13 protein-coding genes and 1 pseudogene are annotated in these 14748 nt (G+C 58.7%); 4 read left to right on the plus strand and 10 right to left on the minus strand.

Translation table 11 applies throughout. From position 1 onward, the window contains the following. Nucleotides 1–479, plus strand: a pseudogene (groEL, locus tag LDO29_RS28400) (chaperonin GroEL); the annotation flags it as partial. Nucleotides 480–488: 9 nt separating this feature from the next. After that, nucleotides 489–911 carry a transposase gene (locus LDO29_RS28405; protein ID WP_396022729.1) on the plus strand — a complete coding sequence of 141 codons (423 nt, stop codon included), beginning with the start codon at nucleotides 489–491 and terminating at the stop codon, nucleotides 909–911. 477 nt (nucleotides 912–1388) lie between these two features. On the opposite strand, the gene LDO29_RS27430 is transcribed toward LDO29_RS28405, so the two are convergent. The 8 genes from LDO29_RS27430 to LDO29_RS27465 all read right to left on the minus strand — a co-directional run bounded on the left by LDO29_RS27430 (nucleotide 1389) and on the right by LDO29_RS27465 (nucleotide 10833). Continuing rightward, nucleotides 1389–2348 carry an IS5 family transposase gene (locus LDO29_RS27430; RefSeq protein ID WP_224082893.1) on the minus strand — a complete coding sequence of 320 codons (960 nt, stop codon included), beginning with the start codon at nucleotides 2346–2348 and terminating at the stop codon, nucleotides 1389–1391. 294 nt (nucleotides 2349–2642) lie between these two features. After that, entirely contained in the window at nucleotides 2643–4043 is a 1401-nt protein-coding gene (locus LDO29_RS27435; protein ID WP_224082894.1) for an amidase, read from the minus strand. 19 nt (nucleotides 4044–4062) lie between these two features. Then, nucleotides 4063–5199, minus strand: coding sequence for a CobW family GTP-binding protein (locus tag LDO29_RS27440; RefSeq protein WP_224082895.1), 1137 nt, complete (start codon nucleotides 5197–5199; stop codon nucleotides 4063–4065). Nucleotides 5200–5275: 76 nt separating this feature from the next. Further along, the gene (locus LDO29_RS27445; RefSeq protein ID WP_224082896.1) at nucleotides 5276–5977 is read right to left on the minus strand and encodes a cyclase family protein; all 702 of its coding nucleotides are present in this window, start codon (nucleotides 5975–5977) and stop codon (nucleotides 5276–5278) included. Between the two features lie 111 nt (nucleotides 5978–6088). After that, nucleotides 6089–6820: an ABC transporter ATP-binding protein gene (locus LDO29_RS27450; RefSeq protein ID WP_224082897.1), complete on the minus strand. Its 732-nt coding sequence runs from the start codon at nucleotides 6818–6820 to the stop codon at nucleotides 6089–6091. Next, on the minus strand, nucleotides 6817–8649 hold the full coding sequence (locus LDO29_RS27455; protein ID WP_224082898.1) for a branched-chain amino acid ABC transporter ATP-binding protein/permease: 1833 nt from the start codon (nucleotides 8647–8649) through the stop codon (nucleotides 6817–6819). The genes LDO29_RS27450 and LDO29_RS27455 overlap by 4 nt, the downstream gene beginning before the upstream one ends. Continuing rightward, nucleotides 8646–9521, minus strand: a complete 876-nt coding sequence (locus tag LDO29_RS27460) for a branched-chain amino acid ABC transporter permease (RefSeq protein WP_224082899.1) — start codon at nucleotides 9519–9521, stop codon at nucleotides 8646–8648. The genes LDO29_RS27455 and LDO29_RS27460 overlap by 4 nt, the downstream gene beginning before the upstream one ends. A gap of 112 nt (nucleotides 9522–9633) precedes the next feature. Next, nucleotides 9634–10833 carry an ABC transporter substrate-binding protein gene (locus LDO29_RS27465; RefSeq protein ID WP_224082900.1) on the minus strand — a complete coding sequence of 400 codons (1200 nt, stop codon included), beginning with the start codon at nucleotides 10831–10833 and terminating at the stop codon, nucleotides 9634–9636. A gap of 247 nt (nucleotides 10834–11080) precedes the next feature. Here LDO29_RS27465 and LDO29_RS27470 point away from each other — a divergent pair, with 247 nt between their 5' ends. Next, complete coding sequence (locus LDO29_RS27470) at nucleotides 11081–11965, plus strand: IclR family transcriptional regulator (protein WP_224082901.1); 885 nt, start codon at nucleotides 11081–11083, stop codon at nucleotides 11963–11965. A gap of 30 nt (nucleotides 11966–11995) precedes the next feature. Further along, nucleotides 11996–12352: an amidase family protein gene (locus LDO29_RS27475; RefSeq protein WP_224082902.1), complete on the plus strand. Its 357-nt coding sequence runs from the start codon at nucleotides 11996–11998 to the stop codon at nucleotides 12350–12352. Between the two features lie 57 nt (nucleotides 12353–12409). Here the strand turns inward: LDO29_RS27475 and LDO29_RS27480 are convergent, their stop codons facing one another. Both LDO29_RS27480 and LDO29_RS27485 read right to left on the minus strand, forming a co-directional pair. Next, the gene (locus tag LDO29_RS27480; RefSeq protein WP_224082903.1) at nucleotides 12410–13753 is read right to left on the minus strand and encodes an MFS transporter; all 1344 of its coding nucleotides are present in this window, start codon (nucleotides 13751–13753) and stop codon (nucleotides 12410–12412) included. Nucleotides 13754–13931: 178 nt separating this feature from the next. Then, nucleotides 13932–14747 carry an enoyl-CoA hydratase/isomerase family protein gene (locus LDO29_RS27485; RefSeq protein WP_224082904.1) on the minus strand — a complete coding sequence of 272 codons (816 nt, stop codon included), beginning with the start codon at nucleotides 14745–14747 and terminating at the stop codon, nucleotides 13932–13934. Nucleotide 14748: the final 1 nt, after the last annotated feature.

A 14748-nucleotide genomic window follows, 5' to 3' on the forward strand; every position in this document is an offset into this window, starting at 1 on the left:
TCCTTATGTCCGTTGCGTCTCGCGCTGATTGCGGAGATGTTCAGAAAATCGCCCCAGCCGTTCGCGGGATAAACGCCCTCCCCAAACCTCAGATTGCGCGGGACGTAACAGTCGAAGGCATGCAGTTCGATCGCGGTTATCTGGCCTCGTACTTCATCAACCAGCCCGATAAGCAATCCGTCATGCTCGAAGAGCCGTATATCCTGCTGCATGACAAGAAGATCTCGGCGATTCACGATCTGCTGCCGGTGCTCGAGGCCGTGGCCAAGACCGGCAAGCCGTTGCTCGTCGTGGCCGAAAACGTGGAAGGCGAGGCACTTGCGACCCTTGTCGTCAACTCCCTGCGCGGCACCTTCAAGGCCGCTGCGGTGAAGGCACCGGGCTTCGGCGATCGGCGCAAGGCCATGCTGGAAGACATTGCCATCCTGACCGGTGGCACGCTGATCGAGGAACAGACGGGCAAGCAGCTCAAGAAGTCCCGCTGGTGCCTGCTCAAGCGGCAGGAAAATCTGACCGACAAACAGCGAGTGCGTCTGCGCGATCTGCTGCAATACAACTTGCGGACCGTGCGGGCCTGGCTGCTCAAGGAAGAGTTCCAGCAACTCTGGGATTACATCTCGCCAGAGTGGGCCGGAAAATTCCTCGACCAGTGGTGCACCCAAGTGATGCGCTCGCGCATCGAGCCGATGAAGAAGTTCGCCCGCACCGTGCGTGTTCACCGTGAACTGATCCTCAACTACTTCCGTGCGCGCAAGCAGTTCTCCAGCGGCGTCGTCGAGGGTCTGAACAATAAGGCCAAAGTCACCATGAGAAAAGCATACGGCTTCCGGACCTTCAGAACCACGGAAATCGCGCTATATCATGCACTTGGGAACCTTCCGGAGCCTCCGGGCACCCACACATTTTCTTGACGATCCAAATTATGAGAGGGTCATTATTAATCATGAGGGAATTCTCTTCGTCAATGCAAGTATCTAGTGTTGGGTTTCGGATCGATTCCTGGATTGCTGCATGTCGCCGGCAGATGCGGGAGAAAGGGAAATGAAAGGAGAATCCCGTGCGCGCCCTGTCTACCATAACCGTTAGCCCACCTGGGGCAACGGTGAGCGGGACATCGAGTCGCGCCATTTGATGCAAGAGGCAGTGGTAGCCGCGTGACATGCAAAAGCGACAGTAGCGGAGGACTTCGCTGTAGCGTCGCTGCTCTGCTGCCTCGATGAGTGCCATGCGGAGCGCCTTTTTCGGCAAGCCCAAGGCCTCGTTCTTGAGCCAGCGTTAGGATCCTGGTCACCAACTGATTCAAGCAGGTTCGAGAAGAAAGGTCCTTCGGCATCGGCGTTGTTGCATAAATCGAGATTGAAAACAGGGGCTCCTCGGTGAGGCTGAACTCAGGCGATACGGACGGATTGCGGGCGAGCGAGCGCCACCATGCGGTTGAGCACGCCCGCACGGATGGCCACTTCGGTGGCCTGCGATCCGATTTCGCGTGCCCACAGACTATGCCCCGTCAGCGTCTTGAGGCGGTACATCAGAGTCTCGGCCAGCGAGCGCCGGTGATAGCCGCTGGCGGCTTTCCATTCGCGTCGACTGCTCTTCTCGATGACATCGATGGCCTCGTTACGCCAGGCTGCGCCCGGCGTACTTTCGGACCAGGGCTTCGCTCCATCGCGAGGTGGAATCGAGGGCTTTGCACCTCGCGCGGCAATCTCCGCGTGGCACGGCTTGCTGTCGTAAGCGCCGTCGCCTCCGATGGTATCGATCGGTGTATCAGCCGGGATCTGATCGAGCAGGTCGGCCAACACTTCGCCATCGCCAACGTCCTGGTGGGTCATCAGTGCAGCACGGATTTGGCCGGTGTTCGCGTCCATGGCGAGGTGGACCTTGCGCCAAGTCCGGCGCTTGGACCAACCGTGCTTGCGAACCTTCCACTCGCCTTCGCCGTAAAGCTTCAGTCCAGTGCTGTCGATCACCAGATGCAGCGACTCGCCGGTACGAGAGGCGGGCAGCACGACGTTCAGATTTTGCGCGCGGCGGCTCAATGTCGTGTAGTTCGGCACTGGCAACGTTGGGAAGGCCAGGGTGCGCAAGCTCTGCGCGAAGCCTTGCAGCGCGCGCAGCGGCAAGTGGAACACCTGCTTGAGACCGAGCAGACCCTGAATCAGCGCATCCGTATAAACGAGCGGGTGGCCACGCTTGGACGACTGGGCTTTTTCCGGTGGCACGAGCAAGCTCTCTTCGACCCACATCGTCACGTCTCCTCGGGCTATCAGCCCCTTGTTGTACTGCGCCCAGTTCTTGACGCGGTAGACCCCCTTGGGCTCGGCTTGCTGTCGGTTGTCCTTGCGCATCGTCCCGGAAAAAGTCCAAGACACTACGCCGCATCGTCAGAAGTTAACAGAGCCAGCGTTCCAGCCGTTGCGCGTAAACGTCAGCCCAACCCAACCCGGATTTATGCAACAACGCCACTTAATAGCGCATTTTTTATTCAGAAGTAGCCGTTCTTCGCGCGCAACATTCCCTGCCCTGGTTCCGAGCATTTCCGCTGCACTACTGCTAATATCGTCCTCTGAAAATTCGCCTGGCGGAGTTGTGTCGCGCTTCCGGACGTGGGGCCAGTGCTTGGTTTTATTAAGGAAGGATCCTCAAATACCGGGCGGTCTTATATTCACCCACGGCTTCTCCATTTCAAATGCGGAGGCTGCTCGGAAAATGTCCGTCTCAGCATTGATCCTCGAGACCAATTGAAGTCCCACTGGCAAGCCTGCCGATGTGAACCCTACTGGTAGTGACGCGGCTGGTTGCCCGGTGAGGTTGAACGGGTATGTGTAGTACTGCCAGGTGCAGGGAGTTCGTCCCGCAAACTGAGGCGGTACGTCCACGTTCACCGGGAACGCCGGCACGGGCGCTGTAGGTGTGAGCAGCAAATCGAACGACTCGAACAGCGCGCGGATCCTTTCGCGAAACTCGTAGCGCGCGAACACTTTCGTGTAGTACTGCAGTAGCGATTGGTCGAGCGCCTTGTCGAGAAGTGATGCCACGGCCGGATCGAGGATCTCCCGCGACGCGCTCAGTGTGCCGTTCAACCGTGTCCCCACTCCCGCATAGAATTCCGCCATCCAGAGCTGGTCCGGGTCTGGGCCAATTCCTTCTGGCAGTTCGACAACCTCGCAACCCAACTTCTCAAAAACCCTCACTGCGGATTCGCAGAGGCTCAAGACCTCTTGGTCGGGCTTCGCATAACCGAGCGTGGGGCTCCATGCCAATCGCATGCCTTTGACTGGTAGATCGCAGGCTTGAAGCCACGCCGGCACGGGAGCGGCGACCGAGAACGGATCGCGCCCATCTTGCCCAGCGATTGCCGACAATAGGAGAGCGGCGTCTCTAACGGTACGCGCCAGAGGACCGACATGCGCCAGCGTTGGTGTGGCTGAGGCGGGGAACACCGGCACGCGCCCAAACTGAGCCTTGATGCCAAACAGGCCGGTAAGTGCCGCAGGCTCGCGGATCGATCCGCCGCCATCCGTACCCAGTGCGAACGGTGTAACGCCAGCCGCCACGCTGGCAGCCGCACCGCAGCTTGATCCGCCCGGCGTGCACTCCGTATTCCACGGATTTCGCGTCACGCCGGTGAGCGGGGAATCCCCGACAGCCTTGCACCCGAATTCGCTGGTGGTGGTGGTTCCCACAATGCATGCGCCCGCCTGCTTGATGCGCCCTACGGCCGGTGCATCCGTCTTCGCAATGTTGCTGGCCATTGAGCGCGAGCCGAACGTCTGCCTCACGCCGCCCACGGAGATGAGATCCTTGACCGAGATGGGCAATCCGTGGAGTAGGCCCACAGGTTCCCCGGCCATCAGAGCCCTTTCTGCCGACCTGGCAGCGTCCATAGCCAGGTCAGGAGTTCTGGTCACGAAGCAGTTCAACAGCGGCTCGACCGCTTCCAGGCGTGTCAGACACTCCTTCATGACCTCGACCGGTGAAACAGCCTTGCTCAGGATTGCCTCGCGCAGATGAAGTGCCGAGGAATATGCGTAGTCCTGCATGGTTCGCTTTCTCTTCAACTTAAATCAGACCCAGCGCTCGATCAAGCTGTGGCTCCGTGCTCCCGACGCACTGTTCGAATTGCGCCAGGATTTGGTCCTTTGCAAGGCCGCGGCCGATGAGCACAACCCGTGTTTCCGCCTCGCCACGCGGCCAATCCTCTGCATAGGTCAGCGGGCTGAATACACTTTGAACTCCCTGCAGAATGACCGGCTTGTCGATCTCAAAGAAATTAAGCAATCCCTTTACCCGATACAGGTTGCTGCCGTACGTCTCTACCTGATGAGCGAGGAACCTCATCACCTTGTCATAGGAGAGGGGACGCGGCTCTCGAATACTGATTGACGCAATATCGGCAAGGTGAGATAGACTCGGATCATGCTCATGCTCATGCACATGCCCGGTCACGCACTCTGTGCAGGATGCGTCGTGCTGATGCTCATGGCTACCATGACTTGCGTGGTGGGCACGCTCTGCGCCAATCCATGTTGCGATCGCGGACTGCTTGGTATTCGGATCAAACAAGTCGAGGCCGAGGAGCGCGTTCGCCCGCAGGTTTCCAAAGGAAGCGACCTCCTTAGGCGACAACGGATTCAGGCGATCGACAATCTCATGGGCGCGCTTTCGCTGACGATCAGTAGCCAGGTCGCTCTTGGTGAGCACCAGCTTATCGGCGAGAGCAACCTGCCTCATCGCTTCCTGCGAGCCTTCGACCTGGCCCTCGATGTGCACCACATCTACCAGCGTCACGATTGCGTCCAGACGGTAGGTCAGACTCAGCGACATATCCGTGTAGAAGGCCTGCGCAAGCGGGGTCGGGTCAGCAAGGCCCGTGGTCTCGATGATAATGCGCTCGAAGTCGACTTTTGGTTCTACGAGGCCCGCCTTGCGCATATAGAGCTTGTACAAGGCTCCGATAAGATCGTCCTTACTCGAGCAGCAGATACAGCCGTTGCTGAGTTCCAGCATATCGTCTGACGACTTGGCGATCAGGTCCCCATCGATTCCAATCTCGCCAAACTCGTTGACAATGACGGCAATGCGACCGCTTGAGGGATCCGACAGGATGCGATTGAGCAGCGTTGTCTTGCCTGCACCTAGAAATCCTGTCAGCAGCGTGATGGGAATCCGCTGGTCGTTGTTGCTCGCTTCGGTCATGGTCTTGTATCTCCGCTGCTGGGAGGCAGCAAGTGATTTGCTGCCTCCCCCTGTCATTTAGACTGTGTTGCCACGCTCAGGCATCGAGAACGGCCCATGCCCGGACCGGCGAACCGCTGCCCTGATGGATCTTGAGAGGCGGGCCATAGAACATGAATTCCTTCTTGCCGACCAGTTCCTCGAGGTTCACGAGCCACTCGTAGTGGGTAATGCCACGATCTCGGCAAACGCGGTGGCTAGGGAATAGGTTATGCGAGGGCTTGTCGGTGGACGGGCCCTCGACACCGTGCAGCTTGGATCCCCGGTCAGCCAGCCAGTGCGTGGCTTCCGCGGTCAGACCAGGATTGGTCCAGACCACCTCAACATTCGGGTAGTGGCGCTTATGGAGGCCGGTGTTCATCAGTACGATATGTCCATCCACCTTTACCCCTGCCTTCTCTTCCGCTTCCTCCAAATCCTTAACGTCAATATCACCAAGGTCCGGGATGTGGGTCAGGTCGAAGCAGACTGCCTTCCCCATGAACATGTCCAGAGGCATTTCGTCCACGGGCAAGCCGTCCGGATTGGTGTGATAGAACGCATCCACGTGCGTCGCGATATGGTCGATCGTAGCGATGAACGTCGTGGCGAACGTCATCTTGTCTTCCGGCACGCCCAAGCCAAAGGACTGTGTCTTTTCATGCGTCAGATGCGGCGTGACGATCGGACGCTGAAACAGTTTGTGCGCCGGCATGTTGTCAGACAGCGTCAGCGTCAGGTCAACGATACGTTGTGGCATTTCCCTTCTCCTTTCTTACTCTCAGTGAAAACACGTGAATTCCTCTTACCGAGCAGCCGGCCGATACAGCGGTGATTCGACGGTCCAATAGGACCAATAGGGCGGCAGACTTCAAGCTGCCTTTCCCAGGTATGCCTCCATCACCGCCGGGTTTCTGGCGAGTTGTGCCGACGGGCCGCTCATGGTGATGCGACCGTTCTCCATCACGTAAGCACGAGTGGTTACGGACAGTGCCTGCACGGCCAGTTGTTCGACGAGCAAAATTGCCAATCCCTGCCGGTTCAACTCTTTCAAGACCGGAAATAGAAAGTCGAGGACCTTGGGCGCTAGACCGAGAGATACTTCGTCGATCATCAACAACCTGGGCTTGGACAATAGTCCCCGACCAATCGCAAGCATTTGCTGCTCGCCACCCGAAAGGGAGCCTGCAGCTTGCAATCGCCGTTCCTTCAAGCGTGGAAAGAGGTCGTAGATCCTGTCGATATCTCCCCGCAGGGACGCGACGCCCTTTCGCTGAGCGTGTATGTAGCCACCGAGGATGAGGTTGTCCTCCACGGTCTGATCCGCGAAAACGTAACGCCCCTCTGGCACCATTGCGATTCCGCACGCAACCATTTCGTGCGCTCCACGGCCATGCACAGGTTTACCTGCAAAGGTAATGGCGCCAGAGACCGGCTTCACGACCCCCGCGATGGCCTTGAGGGTTGAGCTCTTGCCAGCGCCATTTGATCCAATGATGCCGACGAACTCGCCCTCGTAGACTTCGAGGGAAACCGCACGTGCCGCTTCGATCCGTCCATAGTTCACGGATACGCCATCAAGCTTCAATAAGGGGTCGCTCATGACCGGACCTCCAACGCAGGCTCAGGATCTTCGTGTGACTTGCTTGAGCCAAAATAGGCTTCAATCACTGCAGGATTGTTTCGGACTTCGGCCACCGGCCCCGATGCGATTACTTTTCCATAATCCAGGACGGTCACATGGTCCGAAACAGCCATGATCATGTCCACATGGTGTTCGACAAGAATCATCGTCATGTGACGTGCGGCAAGGTCCCGGATCAGTCCACTGAGGCTTTCGATTTCGCCGTGCGTAAGGCCCGCTGCAGGCTCGTCAAGCAAGAGAAGCTTGGGTGACAGGGCAAGCGCTCGCGCAATCTCCAGCCGTCTCTGGTGACCAAACGGGAGGTTCTTGGCCAGTTCATCTGCAAAGCCCGCGAGTCCGACGTACTCAAGTAGAACCTGAGCCTCTTCCTGGAACCGCTTCTCATCACGAAAGAAGCTAGGCATCCTGAACAAGGTCGAGAGCAATCCGCTTTCGAAGCGCGTGTGATAGCCGACCAGAACATTCTCGAGAACTGTCATGTTGCCGAACAGTTCCGTGTTCTGGAAGGTTCGTGCCAGCCCCATTCTTGCAAGTTCGTGGCTCACCTTTCTAGTGGCTGATACACCCAGGAATTCGATCTCCCCGCCGGTTGGTGCGTAAAATCCAGATACGCAGTTGATGAACGTCGACTTACCTGCACCATTGGGGCCAATGACGGCGTGAACCTGCCCTGCCCTGAGAACTTCACTGACGTTATCGTTGGCAACCAGTCCGCCAAACGCCATCGTCAGTCCCTTTGTCTTCAGGCAGACCGCGCCTCGTTGCGCATCGACCTGCAGCATTGTGTTGATACGCGTGCTGAGCCGCGGCCACTCCTCGGATGCGCGGCTAACGGAAGCGCGAAACCGACCGCGAAGATTGGAGAGGGTACCGACGACGCCCAGCGGGAGACAGAACATGACCAGCGCGAGAAGTGCGCCGTAGGCGAAACGTTGCCACTCCCCGAAAGCCTGCAGGTACTCCGGGAGGAACGTCAGAACCGTCGCACCCAGTACCGGCCCAACGATGGTTCCCGAGCCGCCGAGAATAACCATCAGAAGGAATCGGACCGAGTCGTCGAATCTGAACGTATCGGGGTTGACGTACAGATTCAGATAGGCATACAGACCGCCGGCCATTCCAGCAAAAGCTGCGGCGATGACGAACGAGAACGTTCGAATGGCAATGGGATTGATGCCCATCGAGCGAGCCGCAATTTCGCTCTGGCTGACCGCACGCATCGCTCGCCCGAAGCGCGACTTCATGATGTTGTAATGCAGTACGTACGCCGCGAGGAACAGCACTGCAAGTAGATAGAAGTATCCCGTATCGTCCAGCGCCTTGCCCAGAAAGGCTGGCCCCGGAATTGCCGAAATCCCGTTCGTTCCACCTGTCATGCCCTGCCACTCAATGGCAACGTTCTCAACGATAATGCCGAATGCGATTGTGATGACGGCAAGATAAACGCCCTTGACGCGTACCGTTGGGTAGGCGAGTAATGCGCCGAACAGGGCGGCTACTATCATCGCAATTACGATTGTGGCGACGAATCCGATGCCAAGCTTGGCGGCCAGAATCGCGGCTACATAGGCACCGATGGCAAAGAGTCCTGCCTGGCCCAAACTCACCAGTCCCGTGAGGCCTACCAGGATGTTTAGACCAAGTGCGACAAGCGCGTAAATGGTAAGAAGCATCCATATACGCAGCTCATAGGTGTTCGACACAAGCTGGGGCAACAAAGCCATCCCTACGCTGAGCGCGCCGACGAGCGAGGGAAACAGCAAGGATCTGAGTTTTTCGGCTTTCATACCTTCATGGCCTCCTTCTTACCAAACACGCCTTGAGGGAACGCGAGCAGCACGAGAATCATGATTGAGAATCCGATGACTTCCCGTGCCGCCGTGCTGATGTAGCCCTCCACGAATTTCTCCATGACGCCGTAGAGCAGACCCGTAATCACTACGCCACGTGCACTCGTGATGCTTGCCATGATCGCAACGGCGAAGCCCTTGAGGCCAATGAGCACGCCCATCGTCGTAGAGACCTGGATGATCGGTCCGACGAGAACCCCTGCGGCACCCCCGAGACCTGCCGCCAAGCCGAAGGAAATGGCAGTGATGCGATTTACGTTGATGCCCATCAGACCCGCTGCCACTCGATTAAATGCAACTGCCCGCATGGCACGACCTAGCACGGTCCGTCGATAGAAGATGTCCAATGCAAGCATGAACAAGACGGCAAAGGCCGGAATGAAGAGCTCTTGAGCGTAGACGCCGGCGCCGAGAATTGAGATGGGCTTGTCTACCCCGGGGGAAGGCAAGGCTCTCGCGAACGATCCGAACTTGATCGTGGCATACGACTCCACCATGATGCCGATGGCAATCGTGGTTAGCATCCAGCCGATCGCCGTACCGTCCTTGTTGAACGGACGAACGGCAAATCGCTCGATTAGCACGCCATAACCGATGCAAACAAGGATCGCTGCAGGGATCCCAAGCACCATTGGGATATTCGCATCCATAGAGACGACGGCGATCACAGCTCCGACCATTAGGACGTCGCCGTGGGCGAAGTTCACCGATCGACAAGCTGACCACATGATGCAGAACCCCAGCCCGATTAGACTGTAGATTGCCCCGATGGACAGTCCGCTGAGGATGTATTGCACAAAGGAGCTCATTGCAGATCCCTCCTCTTATCCTTTGGGATATACGTTTCAGGAAACTCGGGCAAAAAGAGATCCAGCAGAAGCATCCGAATCAATGCTTCCGTTATGGATAGTTAATGCGCGATTACTTGTAGGGAGTCTGGTCTACCGGCAACAGTGAACCGTTATACCAAGCAGTGAGCTTGTAGTATTTCTGCTTGATTGCATCGTGCTGCTCTTGCGCTTGTCCGAACGCCGGATCGTAATTCGCCACCAGGCCCTCATATTTGACTCGGTACAGTGCGTCGCGGACCTTCACACGGTCATAGCTTCCGGCGCCTGCAATAGCTTTTGCGAGGATATGTATAGCGTCGTATGCATTCGCGGTGCCACTCCCCATTTTCAGGTCAGCAGGGCTCTTGAGCTTGTATTTGTCGGCAATCTTTTGATACACGGCGGCCGTCTTGGGATCTTGCTTGCCCATCCAGGAAAAAGTCTGGAAGACCAACACTCCATTCGCCAACGGGCCGGCGAGTTCGCCCAGGTTCCCTGCCAGTCCCCAGGCGCTGGCGATTACCGGCTTGTACTTGAGCTTGTCCATGCCACGGAGAATTTGGTTGCCTTCCCGGTCCAACGCAAACATGACGATCGCATCGGCGCCTGCATCCCGCGCCCGGATGAGTTGCGCCGTCATATCCTGGTCGCCCCAGTTGAACGTCTCCAAGGCGACGGGACTGATGCCCTTAGCCTGCAAGGCCGCCTTCACGTCGGGAGCGGCCCCATTTCCCCAGCCTGTGTTTTCATAGAAGACGGCGATTTTCTTGCTCGCGGATTTTTGCAGCGCAACATCCGAGAGGTATTGCGCGACCCAGCGGTCCTTGGCCGAGACCCGGAACATCCAAGCATTCTTGCCCGAATCGTGCTCGATGATTTTCGTTCCCGCCGCCATGACGCCGACGTAAGGGATGCCGATCTGCTCAATGGGCTCACGCATTGCGAGGGCAACGCCACTATGGTATCCGCCGAGTATGGCGATGCAGTTGTCGGCCATGGCGATGCGCCTGACGTTGTCAACGCCTTTGGGCGGTTGACCGCCGTCGTCATACACCTTGAGCACGAGCTTCTTGCCGAGCACACCGCCGCTTGCGTTGATCTCGTCGATCGCGATCTCGGCCCCCATCCGAGCTGCCAGCCCAGTAAAGGCCTGCGGACCCGTCAGTGCGCCCGACAGGCCAATGCAGGGCTGGCGCTCCTGCGCATGGCTGATTTGGGCGGCCGTCGTACAGATTACAGCGCATGCAAATGCCGTCACATTGCGAAACGAACTTTTGAATATCGACTTCATTGCAGACTCCCCATTTGTCTCATAACGGTGCAGGAAACTTTCTTTACGCACTCTTTTAAGGCGGTGCTTAATGAAACAGTATCTTGTATCCCCGGTTTTGGGCGTCCATGTTGTGGACTCTTTTTGCTTGCCGCAAAGTTGTTAAAAAGATATCCTTAGGATCAAAGAGTTACAACGCTTCTTGGTAGAAATAGAAGTCCACGATATGGACCATGTGGTTGTGAAAGCATCGAAGGAGACTCTTTAGATGAAAAAGGTGGCCCCTACCCCAGCATTTTCTGAACGTAGTAAAACGTCCGGCACGCAGAGCATCGAACGCGCGGCAAGGATCCTTCGCGAGATCGCTTCCTATAGCGTTCATGGTTTACGCTTAGTTGATTTGTCCAAACAACTCGGTATCGAACGCCCTACCGTCCATCGGATGCTCAACTGCCTGATTCGGGAGGGGTTGGTGATGCAACATGCGACGTCTCGGCGGTACCTGCTGGGATATGGTCTCTTCGAGTTGGGGCTGACCGCGGCCTCTCACTTCAAGCTCTGGCACCTTTGCGAGCCATCGCTGAAGCGTTTGGCAGACGAGACTGGCGGCATTGCCTTCATGACGATCCGGAGCGGGGCGGACGCCATCTCCGTCGCTCGTGCGGAAGGACGGAACGCCATCAATATCCCGAGTCTGGAGATCGGCGTGCACCGGCCACTGGGAGTCGGGGCGGGAAGCCTTGCGCTGCTCATGTCCCTGCCGGACGATGAAATCGAGCGGATCGTGTGCGCCAACGCGAGGCGTTTGTTCGGCTACGGCAAGCTAAGCGTCCCGCTAATGCTCGAGATTGTCAGAGCCTCCCAGGAGGTTGGGTATGCCGTGCACGATAGCCGCCTCATCGAAGGCGTGAGCGGAGTCGGGATCGTTGTGCATGACAGCCATGGCGCGCCACTCGGAGCAATCAGTATCACGGCCTTAGAAGACCATCTACCTGTCAGCCGCCAGATTGAATTTCTTGCCCTGCTCCGGAAGGAGTCGCGCATTATTCAGAATCTTGTTCATCAATCGAACTTTGACATGGCCCAATATGCTCATTTACTCGCAGAAGGTGAGCTTTACAGTACTCGCGCGTTGGAGGTGGAATCACCATAGCCCACCGCTGAGCGACCGTCTGGTTTTGGAATGGCAACCCGCTACCATCGGTGCGTCCTTTTAGCCGGGGAGAGAATCGTGCGCGGTTGGCGAACTGCTGCAGCGGTGAAGGACCTCATCGACACAGCCGCCATACCCGCGACCTACGGCCCCGCCATCTATGAGAATTTCAGACCCCGCATGGACGCTGCGGCGGTCACGCTCGCAAAAACTGCTGGAGCTGTGATTCGTGGCAAGACGGTCACAACAGCCGAGTTTGCTGCGTTCCATCCTGACCCAACGCGCAACCTCCGCTCCCCGCAGTTTGCACCCCGCACACTGGGCAAAACAGCGCCTGGACGCAGCGGCGCCGTCGAGGCCCATGCCAGCGCTCGAAGGGATGCCTGACCGTCCAGTCCTGCGACAATCCTGAACGGCCGGTTTTCCCAAACTGCGCAGTCACCCTCACTTTTCCCTAAGGCGGCCGGCGGTCTCCGGAACGATCGCCGCACCGGCCAGGTAAATGGCAGTGACCACCGCGACGAAGATCCCCAGCACTTTTGGCAGGTCGGCGGGGGTGCTCGCGCACAGCGACGCAAACGTCGGCATCATGCCGCCGATGGCAAAGCCGATATTCCATGACAGGCCAGTCCCCGTGGCACGGATGCTGGTGGGAAACCGTTCGTTCAGGAAAATGAGGATCGGAGCAAAACCCATGCTGCCCAGCATCGCCAGCGCCACGGCATACATGCCAAGCGTGGTGACATCCGGCACCGCGGGCATACGTTGGTAGATCAACGGCAGCAGCACCACGTTCAAGGCGCCGATCAGCATGAAGGATCGCTTGCGACCAATCAGCGTGCTAAGGTGACCGGCAAAGATCGATGCCACGATAACGCCGACACTGCTGGCCATCAGGATAGCCGCGGATGCGCCCGCCGGTGCCTTCACCACGACCTTGAGGAAGGTCGGCAGATAGCCTGAGGTCAGGTAGTAGGCGCTGCCACCGCCGATCGTGAGCAGGATGTTGACAGCAAGGACGCCGCGGTACTTGCTGGAGAACAGGACACGCAACGGGTTCTCCACCGGAGCGGCATGTCCCTTGGCCGCCTGCAACTGCTTCCACAGTGGCGACTCCTCCAGCGAATTGAAGATGAATAGGCCGAGCACCGAGCTGATGATGCCGGAGAAGAACATGCAGCGCCAACCCCAGGTGTCGAACGCATCCCCGGGAAACAGCGCGGTCATTGCCATGTAGGTGATGGAAGCCAGCAGTGCCCCGATACCCGCGCCACCGCCGCCAACCAGCCCCGAGACGGCGCCGCGCCAGGACGGCGGCACCGATTCAGTGCCGATGGTGTGGGTGGATGCCACCACGCCGCCGACAAAGATCCCCTGTACCAGCCGCAGCAGGATGAACAAGGCTGGCGCAAGCAGGCCCACCTGTCCCACCGTGGGCAGCAGCCCGAACGCCGCCGTGGACAAGCCAACGCCGGTAACCGCAACCACCATCGCGCCCTTGCGGCCGTGGCGGTCGGCATAGGAGCCGAAAATCGCGGAGCCGAGCGGACGCATCAGCAGCGTCACGGCAAAAGACGCATACACTGCCGCCAGCGACAGCATGGCGTGCTCCGACGGGAAAAACAGCCTGCCGATCACCGGCGCCACGAACAGCAGGATGAACAGGTCGAACAGGTCCAGCGCCCATCCCATGCATGACGCCGTCACGGCACCAAACACCTGGCGATTGCTCGCCGCTGGCAGCGGCACGCTGATCGTCTCTGTACTCTTCTTTGCTACGGCTTCCATTGTTGTCTCCTTTGATTTGGATCTCTGCTTGGATCATTACGGCAGCGATGGCGCGCGGGCGGTGCCTTGCCGCCAGGCGAGCGCTCCCCCGCGATGCTTGCGCCGTGGCAGCGGGCATCGTTATCCGGTCAATTCGTCCGGGATGCGGGCGGCCTTGCCGGCGCGCCCGCGATTTGCATCAGCTGCCGCGGAACGCCGGCTTGCGCTTGCCGTGGAACGCTTCCACGCCTTCGCGAAAATCGTCCGAGCTGCGCAGGCGGCTGTAGCAATGCCCTTCCAGCTCGATGGCGATCGACAGCGGCGCATCCTCGGTGTCGTTGAGCAGCTTCTTGGCGGTGCGCTGCGCCAGCGGCGAGAAGCTGCGCAGCTCGTCGACCAGCGCATCGGTGGCGGCTTCCAGCTCGGCGTCGGCCACGCATTCCACCGCGATGCCCCACTCGTAGGCTTCTTTGCCCGAGATACGGCGCGAGCGCATCACGATGTCCTTGGTGCGGCCGATGCCTACCATCTTCTGCAGGCGCGCCGAGCCGCCCGAGCCAGGGATCTGCCCGAGCTTCTGCTCCGGCAGCGCGTACTGCGTGGTCTCGGTGGCGATGCGGAAGTCGCAGGCCAGCGATAGCTCAAAGCCCACGCCGAAGCAATAGCCGCGGTTGGCGGCAATCACCGGCTTGCTGCAGCGCGCCGGCGCCGCCACGTTCCAGGCCAACTGCGAGACGTGCTCGGGCGAGGCCTCCAGGAAGCCCTTGATATCGCCGCCGCTGGAAAAATGCTCGCCCTGCGAGCGCAGCACGATCACGCGCACGCGCTCGTCGGCATCCAGTGCTTCGATGACGGCGCGCAGCTGGTCGCGCGCCGTCATGGCGATCACGTTGTACGGCGGACGGTGCAGGATGATGTCCGCGCGCTCGCGCGCGGCATTGATCTCCACGGAGAAGCCGTCGAGCTGTTGCAGGCGTTGCTGGTCGGGATGGATCAGTTCGGTTACCTGGGTCATG

The sequence above is a fragment of the Cupriavidus laharis genome (genome assembly GCF_914271435.1).
GTDB lineage: Bacteria > Pseudomonadota > Gammaproteobacteria > Burkholderiales > Burkholderiaceae > Cupriavidus > Cupriavidus laharis.